Here is a 16,953-nt window from a genome sequence, read left to right as displayed (position 1 = left end):
TTAAAGCTCGCCACCTACTTGGCGAGCTTTATTTAAATCAGTATGTTGCTATACCCTTAACCAGAGTTCAGGCTATTTTAATTTCTCAGCATAAAATTGCTCAAACTTTTTAAGTTTAGGTGCAATTAATATACTGCAATATCCTTGATTTGGATTTTCGTTGTAATAATCTTGATGATATTGTTCTGCCGAGTAAAAATGACTTGCTGCACTTACTTCGGTAACAATTGGTTCACGGATCTGTTTTTGTAATGAACTGATCATCGCATTCGCTTGTAATTGTTGCTGCTCATCATGATAATAAATAACGCTGCGGTACTGGGTGCCTACATCATTACCCTGGCGGTTTAGTTGGGTAGCATCATGCAGTGTAAAAAACATCTCTAGTAACGTGTTGTAGCTTATTTGGTTTGCATCAAATTCAAGCTTAACAACCTCTGCATGGCCTGAAAGTCCAGTACATATTTGCTCATAAGTAGGGTTATCGGTTTCACCACCCGTATACCCAGAGCTGACATTTATTACGCCTTCTACACGGCGAAAAGCAGCATCAATACACCAAAAACAGCCTCCACCAAACGTGGCTACTTCAATTGTTTTGCTCATTGTTTACTCCCAAAAACGTTAAATTGCGACATGCTTTAGCCTATCAGAAGAACGGCAATACCAGTATTTTATTTCAAGGATCTTAAGTTGGGGTAGGGAAGCGTTGCTGCGGATGCAGCAACGCTTTTGCTTATATTTCTTTTAGAGGTTTCTCGGCTTCTTGTTGATTAAGCTTTTGTTGTAAAAACTCTGGTGACTGAGTATTACGTGCAAGAGCAGAGTAAGCCGCAGGCACAATAAACAGAGTCAGTAAGGTCGCAACAATGACCCCTGTAAATACAACAACACCTATTACCATTCTACTTTCAGCGCCAGGGCCACTAGCTAACACTAGCGGCACTGAACTCATAACAGTGGTTAAAGAAGTCATGATGATAGGGCGTAAGCGCTGTGTTGCAGCTTGAACAATAGCCTCACTAAACTCAACGCCTTTGTCACGCAGTTGGTTGGTAAATTCGACAATCAAAATACCATTTTTAGCACTGAGGCCAATCAGCATAACAATACCAATTTGGCTATAAATATTAAGGGTTAAACCTGTGTACCATAGCCCAAATAGTGCCCCTACTAAGCCAAGTGGCACCGTAAGCATAATAACAAATGGATGTACAAAACTCTCAAACTGCGCTGCAAGCACTAAAAAGGTCACTGTTAATGCCAAAATGAACACATATGTCATGGCAGATGCGCCTTCATAAAACAGTTGAGATTCACCTTTGTAATCTACCGCGCCGTCTATGTCGTTTTCTTCTGCTGCTACTTTGTTTAAGAAATTAAGCGCTTCCTCTAGTGTATAACCATCCGCTAAATTTGCACTTAAAGTAATAGAGCGCATGCGGTTGTAGCGGTTTAATCGCGATGCAGTCGCTTCTTCTTTTAAGCTAATAATGCTATCGAGTGGTACCAACTCACCGCTACGTGATTTCAAATAAATATTTGAAATATCAGTCGGGTCGGTAAAATCAGCTTTAGTTCCTTTCAGTATCACATCGTACTCTTCACCTCGGTCAATAAAGGTCGTAGCACGGCGTTGACCAAGCATGGTTTCAAGCGTGCGGCCAATATCAGAAACTGATACACCGAGATCCGCGGCTTTATTTTTGTCGATGTTGATCAAAAACTGCGGGAAGGTTTCTTTATAATCATGGTCAATACGAACTAAGCCCGGGTTCTTCTCTGCTCTTTCAATGATTCTGTCACGCCAATCAGCTAACTGTGCGTAGTCATTGCCCTGTAATACAAATTCAATAGGGCGAGATGAGCCACCGCCACCAATGCCGCGGCGCATTATAGCAAAAGCGCGCACATCAGTGACTTCTCTCATTTTGCCACTAATTTCACCCATTACTTCCCAAGTAGAGCGCTTGCGCTCATCCCAGTCAGCCATGCCAATGATAGCAACGCCACCATTGCCGCCCCAGCCCGGTACTCGCACAAGTACGCGGCTTAGTTCGCCTGACTCAGAGTATGGTAAGAGGCGATCTTCTATCTTCGCCATATTTGCGGCGTTATTTTCATAACTGGCGCCTTCTGGGCCACTCATCATAATAAAAAAGGTGCCTCGGTCTTCTTTAGGCGTGAGCTCTGATGGTACTTGTTGATACAACATAAAGCTGGCTAAACCAGCCAATATCATTGTTAGTATTAAGCTCCATTTTCGAGCCATATTGGACCTGAGAGAATTACTGTATGCATTTTCAATTTTGCCAAAAAAGAAATCCATTTTTTGACTGAATTTACTCTCTTTTTCAGATGGTTTGAGAACTTTTGAACATAATGCAGGGGAGAGCGTTAATGCCGTAATGCTTGAGAAGAATACGGCTGCACTGACCGCCATTGCAAATTCAGTGAATAACGCGCCAATGCGGCCATCCATAAACACTAAAGGAACAAAAACAGAGATGAGCACTAAGGTTGTTGCAATAATCGCAAAGCCAACTTCGCGAGCCCCGCGGTATGCGGCTAAAAGAGGTGGTTCACCAAGTTCAATTCTACGGTGAATGTTTTCAAGCATAACAATCGCATCATCCACTACAAGGCCGATTGCTAGCACTAACGCTAACAGGGTCAGTAAATTGATAGAGTAGCCCATTGCGAGTAAAAACATAAAACTACCCACTAGCGCTACGGGAACCGTAATTGCAGGAATAAGCGTTGCGCGTATATTACCCAAGAAAAGGTAAATAACTAAAACTACCAATGCCATTGAGATTGCTAAAGTACGATACACCTCATCGATAGACTCTTTGATAAAGATGGAAGAATCGTAACTGTCTTCAATCGTCGTGCCCTCAGGGAGGTTGCGCTTGATTTTTTCAAGCTCAGCCCGTGCATTATCAACTACAGTTAAGGTGTTTGCTTTGGCTTGCTTTACAATGCCTAGTCCAATCATGTTTCGGCCATTACCACGGAATAGGCTTTCATCATCAGCGGCTTCAAGATGTACATCGGCCACTTCACCTAGGCGAACTAAATAGCCATCTTCGCCGCGCTTGATAACTAGGTTTCTAAAGTCCTGTTGATCTTTGTAACTACGTGCTGTGCGAACGGTGAAATCGCGATCGATAGATTCAATTTCACCGGCTGGTAATTCAACGTTTTCTGTACGAAGCGTATTTTCTATATCACTTGAAGTAATACCGCGTGCGGCCATTGCTTGGCGATTTAGCCACACCTTCATGGCATATTTACGTTCGCCACCAACACGAACATTAGAAACACCGTCCACAACGGCTAAGCGGTCAACAATATAACGTTGTGCATAATCTGAAAGCTGTAAGGAGTCCATGGTTGTACTGTTAAGAACAAACCAAGCGATAGGGCTCTCATCACTGTTTGATTTAGACACCTCAGGCGGACGTACTTGCTCAGGTAGACTATCTAACGCACGGGCAACACGCTCTCTCACATCATTAGATGCTGCATCAATGTCACGGCTAATATTAAACTCAATGGTGATGTTAGAGCGGCCATTACGGCTTGATGAGTTAATACTTTTTATACCCTCAATACCTGAAATGCGGTTTTCCAGTACTTGGGTTATTTTTGTTTCTATAATTTCAGCTGACGCACCTGTATAACTCGTGCTCACACTTACAATTGGTGATTCTATATCTGGGTATTCGCGCAGTGGTAGCATCGAAAATGCCACTAAACCAAAAGTCAGTAGTAATAAGTTAATAACGATCGCAAAGACAGGGCGTTTAACGCTGGTATCAGTAATTTTCACTGTTTATCCCTTCACTGTTACTTTGCTACCAGAACGAATTTTTATAATTCCTTCGGTTACAACTTGCTGGCCATCATTTAGGCCTTCATCAATCGCTACCCAGCCGTTGTGTCGGCCAGTAACATGTACTTCTACCTTGGTTGCAACGCCTTCGGTTATTTGAAACACGTAATGTCTGTCTTGCTGCGGGATAATGGCTTTTTCAGGTACCATTAGTGCTTTATTTGTACTTAATTGCAAAGCGGTTTTTAAAAGCATACCAGGGCGCAGTAAACCAGATTCATTAACAAAACTCGCAGTGACTTCAATACTGCGCGTTACAGAATCTATACGTGAACTAATGTGGGTTACTTGACCGGAAAATGTTTTACCAGGGTAGGCATCATTTTGTGTCATCACTTTCATACCAAGTCCCAGTTGAGCTAAGTATTTTTCTGGTACTTTAAAGTCAACCTTGATAATACTGATATCATCTAAACTGGTTAATACCGTACTACTATTTACAAAGGTACCTACTGAAATAAGGCGTTTCCCTAAAACGCCAGAGAACGGTGCGGTTATAGTCATCTCGGCGAGTTTAGTTTTTGCATTTTGCAGCTGTGTTTTGGTAGCATCAACGCGAGATAACTGTTCTTCAAGCAATGATTTAGCGGTGGCTTGAGAGCGAGAGAGTTCAGTCAACCTCGAAAGTTGACGTTCTTCCTCTTTTAAATTAATAGCAAGCTCTTTGACCGTAAGTTGTTCTTGTTGAGATTGTAATTGGGCAAGTCTTTGCCCTTTATCAACGCGATCACCGTCATTAAAGTAAATGTCAGTCACGTAGTCGCTTTGCGCGCTGTTGATATAAATTGCTTGATTCGCGCGGGCACTCCCGATAGCCTCAATAAGTATCGGGTTTTCATGGGTTGTTACCGTATGAGCGGTTACTTGTGTTGCTGTTGGTTTATAACCTAATTGTTCACCCTGACTGCTTGGCAAATAAAGGTACACACACAACCCGATCAACACTGTGATAATGAATGGAAATAATGCTTTGCCTGACTGCTTTAAATACATCTTATTTTTACCGAAAGATTAATTACCACTAGTGTACGAAATAACGGCGTAAAAAGACTGCCCGTGTATCTCAGAAATCTGTCAGTTAGCCGTAAAACCGCTCGCTGTCCCTTTTTTAAAAAGGATAAATTGCAACTATGAAGATAAAAACAGGCTGTGAACGATGTCGGAAAATTCGTAAATTAGTAATTTGGGCTATAATTATGTTTGTTTTTTATATGATTTATTATGATGGTTAAACACGCAATGTTATGTTTAAAGCTGCGCTCACAGGGTTCAAAAAACGGAATGGAAATTCTGTTGGTTGGCTCATTTGGCCTTGTGTTTATTATGTTGGTTAATTTACTTCGTCCAGGTACGATTAGTATATTAGAAATATTCTTGGTGAGTGTGAGCCTTGTTGCCGTTTTTATTGGTTTTTTAAAGACACAAGAGCCATTTTACAGCTTAATTATTACCGAGCAGTTACTTACATATCATCATAAGTATGGCTCATGGTCATTAAATAGGGAAAATCTGCAGCATAGCGGAATACCTAAAGCGGAGCATGGACTTGAATACCTTGAGTTAAATGCTGTAGGTATTAAACTTAGGGATACGGATGATTTTTTAATGGAAATTTCACCGCGACTAGCGGGTAAACTATTAATAGAACAACGCCACCTTTTTATGCAGGTTGTTCAAAAACATTGCAAAAATGGCAATTGCCCATCAGAATGGTTGGTAGAAGACAATAACTATACATCTTTAAACGGTCGCAAATTTAATGGATTAATTGCAATGTTCGCAAACCGAATGCGACATTTGCAGCAATTAACAGGGTATGACTTGCTGTTGCCTGCCAGTGTATTAGATAGAAGTATTTGGGATTTTAGCCATGGCCTAAACAGTTGGCAGCAAAACCCCAAACTCTTTATTCAATCTCAGTTAAAAGGCTAGAAACGCCTAATTAGACGTCAGTAGGATAATGCGATGAGTCAAGATAGATCATTTATTAAAAGTGGAAGAAATACGATTATCCACAAAGAGAAAAAGCTCGATTTAGTGATCGTAAACTCTGAAACTCAGCCTAAAATTAAAGTTACTCAAAATGGTTTAGAACCATTCAAAGAAGAACTGCCAAAAAATCGCCGCGAAGCAAAAGAGCGTTACCTTGATATGGTTTATATAAGCAGTGCAGATGTATTTGGCGAAGAAAAACGACTGTTATTCATTCAGGCATTAGATGGCCGAGAATATAAAGTAGATTATAGTAAAGTAGGCACCAAATTATTTGTACGTATCCATCAAGATAGCTACATGTAACACCAAAATTAATAACTGGCATTGTTGTTGCTTATTATCTGAGTAAAGAATGTAGCTTAAATAATCGCGCTACATAACTATATGAATGAAAATGAGGAAACATTGCATGAGAGCTCTTTTCACTATACTTCCAGTTGTTGCCTTGCTCAGTGCGTGTGGTGGCTCAGGTGGTGGAAATGATAACCCCGATGTTGCTGCGTCGGTCAATGCCGGGATAGATCAGCAAGTTATTGAGAAGAGTGAATTTACTCTATCAGCAATAGGCTCACCTGCAAATGGGACATTTTCTTGGCAAAGGATTAATGGTCCCGCCGTAGAGGGATTACCTGCTGACGGCGATGAACAAACGTTAACAGCGCCTGATGTAAAGACGGACAGCCAACTTTTACTGCGGGTTAACTATCAAACAGCAGACGGTCAGTTAGTCAGTGATGATGTTATTATTGATATTGTCTCGAATAACCAGCTACCCGAGGCGGTAGTTACACAAATTGCGCCTGCAGAGTTGCCTTCCGATTATAAAGACACCATTACGCTGAGCGGTGCAGAGTCATCAGATCCCGATGAAAATGGGGCTATTAATAGTTACCGTTGGCAGCAAATCTCTGGTCCAACAGTTGCGGTCGATAGCTACAATAATGAGACCATCAGTTTTTCTCACCCCTTGTTAGATGTAAACACGACATTAGTTTGGCAGCTAACCGTTATTGATGATGAAGGGGGAGAAGCAAGCATTCAATATAATCATAAATTAAATAGAACAGATAAAGTTGTTATTGCTAATGCGGGGGCTGATCAAACTGTAAATGAGGTTGAACTTGTCACGCTCGATGCAACTGCAAGTGAAACCGTCACCGAAACATTCTCCTGTCATTGGGAACAAGTTGTTGGCACTGTTACTTTGGCAAATAAAGAACAATGTATTACATCGTTTACCGCACCAAAAACCGAAGCTGTTAATACGTTTAGTTTTGAGGTGACAGTGACCGACAGTAAAGGTCGAACAGACACTGATGTCGTACAAATCAATATTGAGTCTAAACCATTAGGTCTGATTAATGATACTGGGGTGAATACGTGCTACAACAATACTCAACAAATAGCGTGTGACAGCCCAGACTTTCCTCGCCAAGATGCAGCCGTTGGTCGGGACAGTGTTGTTAATACGCATATCAACAAAGTAGGCGCTGGTGATTCCGCATTTGATTTTACCAAGTTAAATGAGTTTGCAGATGAACTCCCTGACAATGCGAGTGACTTTAGTTGCGTTCGCGATAATGTCACTGGGTTAATTTGGGAAGTTAAAAGCCCAAATACAGGTACTTTACCTAACGGAACCTCCCTCAGAGAAGGGCAGAACCACTATACATGGTACCTAAATGGAGAAACTGGCGTACAAGGTGGTAGTCAACTAGGTGCAACCACAACATGCTCTGCAACAACGAATTGTGGTTTACAAGTGTACATAAACGCCGTTAATAACTCAGATTATTGTGGTGGAACCAATTGGCGAGTTCCCACGTACACCGAGCTAATGACCTTATTGGATTATTCACAACATGGGCAATCATTATTAATTGATAATGATTACTTTGTTAATACACCTACTCAACATCCCTTTGTAAACCAACCGTATTTACCTTATTGGACCTCGCAAACTGCAGCAGATGGCACCAGTTTATCGCAGGCTTATATAATAGATATGAGCGATGGTAATGACTTAGCTTATCCTAAGAGTGAAACAGCATTTGTGCGTTTAGTTAGAACGGCGGGGGCATCACAATGAAAACATTATTTGCGAGCATAGTACTTTTAAGCCCCAGTTTTGTAGCCGCGCAAACGTGTTACAGCACTGTTCCGGAAACAACACCTACAGCGCGTTTTACACTCAATACTGATGGCACGGTGAGTGATAGCGTGACGGGGTTAATGTGGCAAACTTGCAGTTACGGGCAAAGCTATGATGCCGACACCACTAGCTGTACAAATAGCGCAATTAAAACGACGTGGCAAGAGGCGCTTAGAGCATCTGTTAATGATCGCACCGCTAATTATAATGATTGGCAAGTGCCAAATAATAAAGAACTGGCCAGTATTTTAGAGCACAGTTGTGTAACCCCAAGTATTAATGAGGTTATTTTTAACGGGAATAAAAGTGAAAACTATTGGACTAGTACATCGGGCGTTATTGACCCCGGTTTTGCGTGGGTATACACATTCGACAGAGGTCTTAACAGCCTTCATGCTAAAACCTCTAATGTTTACCTTCGCCTTGTGCGGTATGAAGATTAATTATTTAAATACTGTGTAAACATGTCTAACCGCGCTTGATCAAGCGCGGTTTTTATATCAGCACCTTTTATACCTTGAGCAATAAACTGTTGCGGGCTAACTTTTCTAGCTGCTTCGGTAGCACTTACTAGAGTGTGTTGCAGCTTTAATGGCCCGCAATTGGCTATCTCTGCTGCTTTTAATAAAGTACTGAATCGTTCTGGTCGGCGCCATAGGTCAAGTTGATTACAAAGTGCCAGTAATTCATTGCTGTTAAGTTGTTCATTATTAAGAGTTGCAAGGTGTTGTTGCAAGTAGAGCGCCATATCCCGAACATCATTTGGCACTCGAATCGATGTAGCTAATGTAATTATTGAATCACGACATAAGTCACTGGTAGCTTGGCAAAATAGTAAGCTAGGCTCAGTAATGTTTTGATTATTTGCATACTCATAGCGGGCATTGAGTCGCTCGTATATATCTGGGGTCCACGTTGAAGCTAACGCGTTGCTAATCGAAGGGAGAGCATTAAGGTAGTAAAGCGTTTGTAAAAATTCAGCAAAAGCACCATCACTGAGTGACTTTTCACATTCAAGCCAAATACGTTCAGGAGTCAGGGTCTTAAGCTCGCCTTGAGCCACCATCTTTTTTAATAGCATTTTGGTCTCATCAGCGATAGTAAAGCCTAGGTAATGATAACGTGCGGCAAAGCGAGCAACACGCAATATTCTAAGTGGGTCTTCACTAAATGCATCGGATACATGGCGAAGAATGCGGTTGTCTAAATCTAGTTTACCGTTGTATGGATCAATTAAGCTGCCATCTTCAGCTTTTGCGATGGCATTAACTGTAAGGTCGCGTCGGCGCAGATCATCTTCAAGTGTAACATCTGCTGAAAACTCACAAGTAAACCCGGTATACCCTTGACCTTGTTTGCGTTCAGTACGAGCAAGTGCATATTCTTCTTTGGTTTTTGGGTGTAAAAAAACAGGAAAATCTTTACCGACTTGTACAAAGCCTTGCTGTAAAAGTTGCTCTGGAGTCGCACCAACGACAACATAATCACGTTCTTTAATTTTACGTCCGAGCAGCTCATCACGCACTGCACCACCCACTAAATAAACTTCCATAGTCACGCCTAGAGTTAACCTGTTTAGGTTATTTTACGTTATTTAAGTAATAAAACGCTAACAAGGTTTTCACTTAGTGCATTTTTTTGCCATTATAGGCGCAGATTTACTCAGTAAGGAAGTTCAGGGTGTATTTAAGCTATTTTGGCTTGTCGGAAAAACCGTTTTCAATCGCGCCAAATCCACAATATCTATTTTTAAGCGAGCGCCATAAAGAAGCATTAGCTCATCTGACCTATGGTTTGGGCGAAGCTGGTGGTTTTGTATTACTTACAGGTGAGGTAGGAACGGGTAAAACAACCCTAATTCGTAGCTTGCAAGAACAACTGCCTGAGAATACGCAAGTGGCAATGATCCATAACCCGGCATTATCACAGCTAGAGTTGTTAGCGAGTATTTGCGATGAGCTTATAATTAATTATGATGAGGTTAATGCCACTCTAAAAACCTTAACAGATGCGATAAAAAAGCATCTAGAGGCTAATCATGAATCAGGTGGTCACACTATACTATTGATTGATGAAGCGCAGTTACTTGCACCAGATGTACTTGAACAACTGAGGTTATTGACCAACATAGAAACGAATCATAAAAAGTTACTGCAAATCGTTTTAGTTGGTCAACCAGAGCTACAAGAACTACTGAAGCGTAATGAATTAAGGCAGTTAGCGCAGCGCATTACAGCTCGGTACCATTTATTACCGCTGACTGAAGGGCAAACTATTGCTTATATCAAACACCGTTTATATGTTGCCGGTTGTGAACGAGCTATGTTCTCAGCGGATGCATTAAAAACTGTTTATGCTGTGACAAAAGGTATCCCTCGATTAGTTAACTTATTGTGCGAGCGATGCTTAATGGGGGCATTTTCTAAACAAGTTATGGTCATTGACAGTGATATTGTTATGCGTTCAGCAGAAGAAGCGTTGCCGCCTAGCGTACTGCAAAGTGAAGTTAAAAATGAAACAAAAACCAGTAAGCTTTTAATACCTTTCGTTTTTGTAACAGTGCTGGGTGCCGGTGTTGGCTTGTCGTTTATTTTTTAGTCGTGGTAAATTATGTCGTTTTTATTAGATGCATTAAAACAGTCTGAGCATCGTGATGAAGCATCTGCTTTTGATCAAAATGCTCAACAAATTAAACAGCAACAAGAGCTGAAACGGTATCGTCTAATCGCGATGTCACTTGCCCTGTTGTTAGCTTTAGCACTGACCTTAGTGGCAGGGTTTGCCATTGGTAAGTGGTTACAAGCTAAAAATATTCAAACGGATAGTGTGTCGGAACCTAGCCTTAAAGAGCCTGAAGCAACCGTTGCAAAAGAGACACAGCCGAAAGAAGAAATTTCAAGCGTACAAAAGGGCAGCGATACATTGCCTAAGAATGTACCGCAAGAAGCTCAAAATGTACCCGCACAGTTTACTCATTCACAGCAGCCAGTGATGGCTCAAGGCTACTCGAACCAATCTCAACAATATCAATGGGTCCAAGTGCCTGTTAATTCTGTACCAACTTACTCGCAAGGGCAAACTGTTTTAGTCCAAACTCCTAATGGGTATCAGCAAGTGATCAATGCTCCTGCTGCTCAGTATCAGCCGCAGCAGTATTCGCAGCCTCAGCAATATGCTCAACCCCAACAGTTTGCACAGTCACAACCATCAAATACACGATCAAGAGATATTGATTTAAGCCAATATAAGGTGCTTGGCAGACCTATTGGCGACTCAAATACAGCTAAACAAACCTCGCAGCAAAGTGATAGCGAATTAGAGGCCGTCCCTAACGAGCTTAAAAATGCGTTTGCCCAAGCAATTAAAGACACTGAAACAGTCACGACCAATCAAGTTACCCAAGCAACAAGAAACTCTTCCTATGCAGAGCCTATTGAGCTACTACCAGATGGCTTATTAGCTTTGCTACCTAAAATTAAATATCAGGCACACATTTATTCATCGTCCGTTGAGAAGCGATGGATCAAGCTTAACAACCGAGAGTTGTATGAGGGTGATAGTTTAGGTGATATTGAAGTGTTAGAGATAACCCCAGAACAAAGTGTATTAAGTTATGATGGCTATCAATTTAGTATTAAAGCGCTGCAAGACTGGCCAGAGTAACTGGTTTTTATGAGTATACCCCTGCCGTAGTATTACGGCAGGATTGAATGCTTAAAAAATCTGATTAAATCAATATTAAAATCTTTAGGTTTCACGGCTGATTCCAATGTGTCATGAGTACGGCTATGAGCCAAATCAATATCTTCTACACCAGTGTAGCGTGCATGTTTGGCATGATAAAAGGTTTTAACCTGCGGCTTTAGCGGGCTTGCTGGGTTGCTTTTTGTTACCAATCCGACTTTTTGGCTTGAAAGCTTCACTAAAGTACCAACAGGGTGGATACCAATACATTGAATAAATTTGGTCAATAGCTCGCCATCGAAGCTATCAGGGCAGCCATCTTTAAGTATTTTAAAGGCTTTAATGGGCTCCATGCCTTCTTTATAAACTCGCTCAGCAGTAAGCGCGTCATATACATCAACAATCGATGCCATACGCACATATTGACTGATTTCGTCTGCGTGCTTTCCAAACGGGTAGCCACTGCCATCTAAGCGTTCGTGGTGAAAGCCTGCAATATCAACAGCAATGCCTGTTAAACCTGATTCTTCTAGAATTTGCTTACTATAAAGTGCATGATTTTGAATAGTTTTAAATTCTTGCTCAGTCAGTTTCCCGGGTTTATGAAGAATCTCATCAGGGATTTGTATTTTACCAATATCGTGCAGCAGTGCGCCTGTCGCCAGCTCTTCGATGAGTTCTTTTTCAAAATTTAGATGCTTGGCAAAAATACTAATTAAAACAGAAACATTAATTGAATGCTCTAAAAGATAACTGTCTTTTTCTCGCATCCGTGTAATACAGGCCAGCGCATCTTGATTACGAAAAACCGAATCAATAAAGCCACTTGCAAGCTCTTTAAATGGTGCGATATCAATGGTGTTGCCAGCTTTAATGTCAATAAATGCTTTGCTCTGTAGGTCTTTAGCTTCACAATAAAGTTTTTGGGCTTTGCCCATCTCTTGTTCAACAGAGTGAGTGGTATGCCATGGATCACGTTGTTTTGGTGGGGCACTTATAATCGGTGTGTCGTTTAGCTCTTTTGGTTGCTCTATGATGGTTTTATCAGGGTCAATCTCGACCTCTAAAATACCCGCTTTAATTAACTTATCGATACCAGCCTGCGTTTTTACCCATCCTTGGTTTTTTATTTTGATATTACCTGACTGCTTCGTTACTTGTTGAACGAACATACCAGGTAGAAGTTGTTTGATAGGGATGGTTTTGAACATTGCTTACTTAAAAAAAATCAACATACATTAAAACTAGCAAACTTTTTAACATATAAGTAGCAAAAAGGGCGCTAAAGTGCGCCCTTTGATACTTAGTCTTTGATTTTACTCGTCATCTTCGACCAAAGTCATTAGCGATGTGTTACCACCTGAGGCGGTAGTATCAATACTAATGGTCTTTTCTGTGATCAGGCGTTTGATCAGCGTATCGTAATACTCTGAGCTTATCACAGGTAAGATTGCGCCTTTGCGTTGTGCAAGCTGCTGGCTAAAGTAGCCTAGACGTGATGAACGTGCTGCAACCACTGCGCCCGCTAAATGTGGATGCGCCAAGATTGCTTGTAGCTGGTTTGGCTTTGCAACTTGGAACACACCTTCAGCGACACCCGTTGAGATAAACTTGTCTTTAAACGCAACAGCTTCATCATAGAATAATTCTGATGCTACCGTGATTACAGTATTACCCGCTGCAAGTGCAGTGATAATAGAGATAGCCCAAAAGTTAAATGATGTGCTCTTATCTGCGTAACATACTACACAACCGCGAGCTTCAAGGTGCAGTGTATTTGATTCGCCTGTTGGCCCAGGTAACGTAGTATATTTACGCATGTGCTTTTCAAGGCGGTTTAGCTGAGCACGTGCGTCGGCAAGTGTTAATGCCAAATCGTCTGCAAGCTCATCGATAATATCGACAGTGGCAACTTTTGCAAGCAACTGACGTACCGCAGAAACACGATCATTCAATGGCGTTGCGCGCCAGATTTTTTCGTCGCGCATTGAATTGGTCATTAACTTTTCAACTTGCTCATTTGCACCTGAGTAGTGGTGTAAATCAAGCTCATCGGGTGTTAAGTTGGTCATTTGCACGTTATCAGGTGACGCTTTTTCTTTTACTAAGCGTTGCAAGTAGTTTGGACCACCTGCTTTAGGGCCAGTACCAGATAGGCCACGTCCACCAAACGGTTGCACACCAACAATAGCGCCAATCATATTGCGGTTTACATAAACGTTGCCCGCGCGTGACATTTTAGCAAGGTGTTCACAGCGCTCTTCGATACGTGAATGAATACCCATAGTTAAGCCATAGCCAGTGTTATTGATTTGATCAATAACATTGTCAAGTTCAGTGCCCTTGAAGCGAATTACATGCACACATGGGCCAAATACTTCACGTTTAAGTACTGATAAATCTTTGATTTCATATAAGCGTGGAGCAAAGAAATAAGCGCCATTTTCAGTATTATCAGGAATTTCACACTCATAGTGCAGTGTGGCATTGCCTTTAAGATACTCAACGTGATCGGTTAGATTCTTCAGTGCTTTGTCATCGATAACAGGACCAATGTCAGTTGAAAGTAGTGAAGGATCACCAACATGTAACTCTTTAAGCGCACCTTTGATCATCTCAATGATGCCATCTGCCACGTCTTCTTGTAAAAATAATACACGCAATGCAGAACAGCGTTGACCGGCACTTTGGAAACCAGAACTAATCACATCATCAACCACTTGCTCAGGGAGTGCAGTTGAATCAACGATCATACAGTTTTGACCACCGGTTTCTGCAATTAACGGTACTTGAATATCGTTACGCGCTGCAAGTGTTTGTGAAATGATAGTGCCAGTCTCGGTTGAGCCTGTGAACATCACTGCTTGAATACGCTCATCAGGTACAATTGTTTTGCCTACTTCACTACCGCGAGCAATAACAGGTTGTACAACATGCTCAGGTAAACCAACTGATAACATTAGCTCAATAGAGCGCAGTGCAATGTAACTTGTTTGTTCTGCTGGCTTAGCGATAACAGTATTACCGGTTACGATTGCAGCAGCTACTTGACCTAAAAAGATAGCGAGCGGGAAGTTCCACGGGCTTATACATAAAATAACACCGCGGGCTTCAAAACGTTCATCTTCACTAAGCTCTTCTGCACGCGCTGCGTAGTAACGACAAAAATCAACGGCTTCGCGTACTTCATCAATACCATCTTGTGCAACTTTACCTGCTTCTTTAATACAGATTGCTACAAGTTCATCATGGTGACGTTCTAAAATATCTGCAATACGACGAAGTAAATTTGCACGATCTTTTACAGGTGTTTGCGACCATGACTCAAAGGCTGTTTCTGCATTAGCAAGTAGGCCTAGCATGTCATCGCTGTTATGTAATTTAACGTGACCAATGACTTCTTTATGATTGGCTGGATTTTTAACGGCTAATGAGCCCTCAGGCACGTCACTTTCATCAATACGATGTTCTTCAAACCACGCATCTAAGTTTTCTTTAAATGGTGTAATTGCATTGATGTCAGTTAAATCCATACCCTTTGAGTTAGCGCGTTCTGCACCGTATAAATCAATAGGCATTTTGATTTGAGTATTGTATTTATTGCGTAAGCCCTGCAGCGTTTCAACAGGATCTGGCAACAATGCTTCAACAGGTTGCGTGGTATCAACAATCGCGTTTACAAATGATGAATTAGCGCCGTTTTCAAGTAAGCGACGAACCAAATAAGCTAGTAGGTCTTCGTGCTGGCCAACAGGCGCATACACACGACACTGGATTTTCTCTTGCGTTACAATTTGGTCAAATAATGATTCACCCATGCCATGCAAACGTTGGAACTCAAATCCATCATGATCGCCTTTTGCAACTTCTAAAATAGTGGCTGCGGTGTATGCATTGTGTGTTGCAAATTGCGGATAAAGTACATCACGTGCTTCAAGCATTTTAATAGCACAAGCTTTGTATGAAACGTCAGTCGTCGCTTTTCGGGTAAATACAGGGAAATGGTCTAATCCATCTTGCTGGGTAGTTTTGATTTCTGTATCCCAGTAAGCACCTTTAACTAAGCGTACCATGAGTTTACGCCCAACACGGGTAGCAAGCTCTGTAAGCCATTCGATAACAAAAATAGCGCGCTTTTGGTATGCCTGAACAGCTAGGCCAAAACCATGCCAGCCTGCTAAATCGTCGTCGCTAAATACAGCTTCAATGACATCAAGTGAAATATCTAAACGGTCAGCTTCTTCTGCATCTACTGTAAAGCCAATATCATAACTTTTAGCGACAAGTGCCAATGCTTTTAGCTTAGGTACAATTTCTTCCATCACACGTTCTTTATGCGTGAACTCATAACGTGGATGAATCGCTGAAAGTTTTACTGAAATCCCCGGGCTCTTAATTGGACCGCGTCCATTTGCAGCTTTACCAATAGAGTGAATTGCATTTAGGTAGCTTTGGTAATAACGGTCCGCGTCTTTCATTGTACGCGCGCCTTCACCTAGCATATCGTATGAGTATACATAGCCCTTGCGTTCTGTATCTGCAGCACGTTCAATCGCTTCGTCAATGGTACGACCCATAACGAATTGCTTACCCATGATCTTCATCGCAAAGTTAACTGACTTACGAATTACTGGTTCACCTAAACGCCCAATGGTTTTTTTCAACACACCAAATTGCTGATCTTTGGTTTTGTCGTTGTAGTTAACCATTTTACCGGTCACTAATAGACCCCAAGATGATGCATTAACAAATAGAGAGTCACTGCTACCTAAATGTGAGCTCCAGTCGCCTTTTGCTAATTTGTCACGAATTAGCGTTTCTTGGGTTGCTTTATCTGGCACACGAAGTAGGGCTTCAGCCAAACACATTAGTACCACACCTTCCTCACTAGATAGTGAGAACTCATTTAGAAGTGCATCAACACCGCTTTGACCATCTTGGTCTTTACGAATATTGTGAACTATTTGACGTGCACGCTCCCACGCACGACTACGTGCTTTTACGCCTACTTCGGCAAGGGGTAAAATATGATCAATTACAGCATTTTCATCAATGCGGTAAAAGTCACGGATTTTTTGTCGAATTGGACACGTTGTAGTCAAATCGCCGTTGAATAACATAAGTAACCTCAAAAGTGTGGAGTCTTGCAGCAAAAAAAGTGTGCCGCTCGATTATCATGTTGTTTAATGCGTGCATTCTAATTAAATTCCAGCAGAATATGCTG

General features: G+C 41.6%; 12 protein-coding genes. 6 read left to right on the top strand and 6 right to left on the bottom strand.

All coding sequences use genetic code 11. The features are described from left to right. Nucleotides 1-72: 72 nt before the first annotated feature. The 3 genes from msrA to ACHUE3_RS11020 all read right to left on the bottom strand — a co-directional run bounded on the left by msrA (nucleotide 73) and on the right by ACHUE3_RS11020 (nucleotide 4,891). Nucleotides 73-606, bottom strand: coding sequence for a peptide-methionine (S)-S-oxide reductase MsrA (msrA, locus tag ACHUE3_RS11030; RefSeq protein ID WP_394192462.1), 534 nt, complete (start codon nucleotides 604-606; stop codon nucleotides 73-75). A gap of 130 nt (nucleotides 607-736) precedes the next feature. Beyond that, entirely contained in the window at nucleotides 737-3,835 is a 3,099-nt protein-coding gene (locus tag ACHUE3_RS11025; RefSeq protein ID WP_394192461.1) for an efflux RND transporter permease subunit, read from the bottom strand. Nucleotides 3,836-3,838: 3 nt separating this feature from the next. Beyond that, entirely contained in the window at nucleotides 3,839-4,891 is a 1,053-nt protein-coding gene (locus tag ACHUE3_RS11020; RefSeq protein ID WP_394192460.1) for an efflux RND transporter periplasmic adaptor subunit, read from the bottom strand. A gap of 231 nt (nucleotides 4,892-5,122) precedes the next feature. Here ACHUE3_RS11020 and ACHUE3_RS11015 point away from each other — a divergent pair, with 231 nt between their 5' ends. The 4 genes from ACHUE3_RS11015 to ACHUE3_RS11000 all read left to right on the top strand — a co-directional run bounded on the left by ACHUE3_RS11015 (nucleotide 5,123) and on the right by ACHUE3_RS11000 (nucleotide 8,488). Continuing rightward, nucleotides 5,123-5,830, top strand: coding sequence for a DUF2982 domain-containing protein (locus ACHUE3_RS11015; RefSeq protein ID WP_394192535.1), 708 nt, complete (start codon nucleotides 5,123-5,125; stop codon nucleotides 5,828-5,830). Between the two features lie 33 nt (nucleotides 5,831-5,863). Beyond that, nucleotides 5,864-6,196 carry a hypothetical protein gene (locus tag ACHUE3_RS11010; RefSeq protein WP_394192459.1) on the top strand — a complete coding sequence of 111 codons (333 nt, stop codon included), beginning with the start codon at nucleotides 5,864-5,866 and terminating at the stop codon, nucleotides 6,194-6,196. Between the two features lie 106 nt (nucleotides 6,197-6,302). Further along, a complete protein-coding gene (locus ACHUE3_RS11005; protein WP_394192458.1) occupies nucleotides 6,303-7,982 on the top strand; it encodes an Lcl C-terminal domain-containing protein in 1,680 nt (559 codons plus the stop codon). Next, on the top strand, nucleotides 7,979-8,488 hold the full coding sequence (locus ACHUE3_RS11000) for an Lcl C-terminal domain-containing protein (protein ID WP_394192457.1): 510 nt from the start codon (nucleotides 7,979-7,981) through the stop codon (nucleotides 8,486-8,488). The genes ACHUE3_RS11005 and ACHUE3_RS11000 overlap by 4 nt, the downstream gene beginning before the upstream one ends. Here ACHUE3_RS11000 and ACHUE3_RS10995 read toward each other — a convergent pair. Continuing rightward, nucleotides 8,485-9,597 carry a tRNA nucleotidyltransferase gene (locus ACHUE3_RS10995; RefSeq protein WP_394192456.1) on the bottom strand — a complete coding sequence of 371 codons (1,113 nt, stop codon included), beginning with the start codon at nucleotides 9,595-9,597 and terminating at the stop codon, nucleotides 8,485-8,487. The genes ACHUE3_RS11000 and ACHUE3_RS10995 overlap by 4 nt on opposite strands. Before the next feature lie 128 nt (nucleotides 9,598-9,725). Here ACHUE3_RS10995 and ACHUE3_RS10990 point away from each other — a divergent pair, with 128 nt between their 5' ends. Continuing rightward, nucleotides 9,726-10,643: an ExeA family protein gene (locus ACHUE3_RS10990; protein ID WP_394192455.1), complete on the top strand. Its 918-nt coding sequence runs from the start codon at nucleotides 9,726-9,728 to the stop codon at nucleotides 10,641-10,643. 12 nt (nucleotides 10,644-10,655) lie between these two features. Further along, the gene (locus ACHUE3_RS10985; protein WP_394192454.1) at nucleotides 10,656-11,708 is read left to right on the top strand and encodes a general secretion pathway protein GspB; all 1,053 of its coding nucleotides are present in this window, start codon (nucleotides 10,656-10,658) and stop codon (nucleotides 11,706-11,708) included. A 32-nt stretch (nucleotides 11,709-11,740) separates the two neighbouring features. Here ACHUE3_RS10985 and ACHUE3_RS10980 read toward each other — a convergent pair whose 3' ends face one another. Both ACHUE3_RS10980 and putA read right to left on the bottom strand, forming a co-directional pair. Next, nucleotides 11,741-12,940 carry an HD-GYP domain-containing protein gene (locus tag ACHUE3_RS10980; RefSeq protein WP_394192453.1) on the bottom strand — a complete coding sequence of 400 codons (1,200 nt, stop codon included), beginning with the start codon at nucleotides 12,938-12,940 and terminating at the stop codon, nucleotides 11,741-11,743. 105 nt (nucleotides 12,941-13,045) lie between these two features. Further along, on the bottom strand, nucleotides 13,046-16,849 hold the full coding sequence (gene putA / locus ACHUE3_RS10975) for a bifunctional proline dehydrogenase/L-glutamate gamma-semialdehyde dehydrogenase PutA (RefSeq protein WP_394192452.1): 3,804 nt from the start codon (nucleotides 16,847-16,849) through the stop codon (nucleotides 13,046-13,048). Between the last annotated feature and the right edge of the window lie 104 nt (nucleotides 16,850-16,953).

Origin of the sequence: Pseudoalteromonas atlantica (genome assembly GCF_043641955.1) — a bacterium.
In the GTDB taxonomy this organism is placed as follows: domain Bacteria; phylum Pseudomonadota; class Gammaproteobacteria; order Enterobacterales; family Alteromonadaceae; genus Pseudoalteromonas; species Pseudoalteromonas atlantica_A.
Note: the sequence above shows the minus strand (reverse complement) of the source record. Positions and strands in the feature narration are given on the sequence as shown.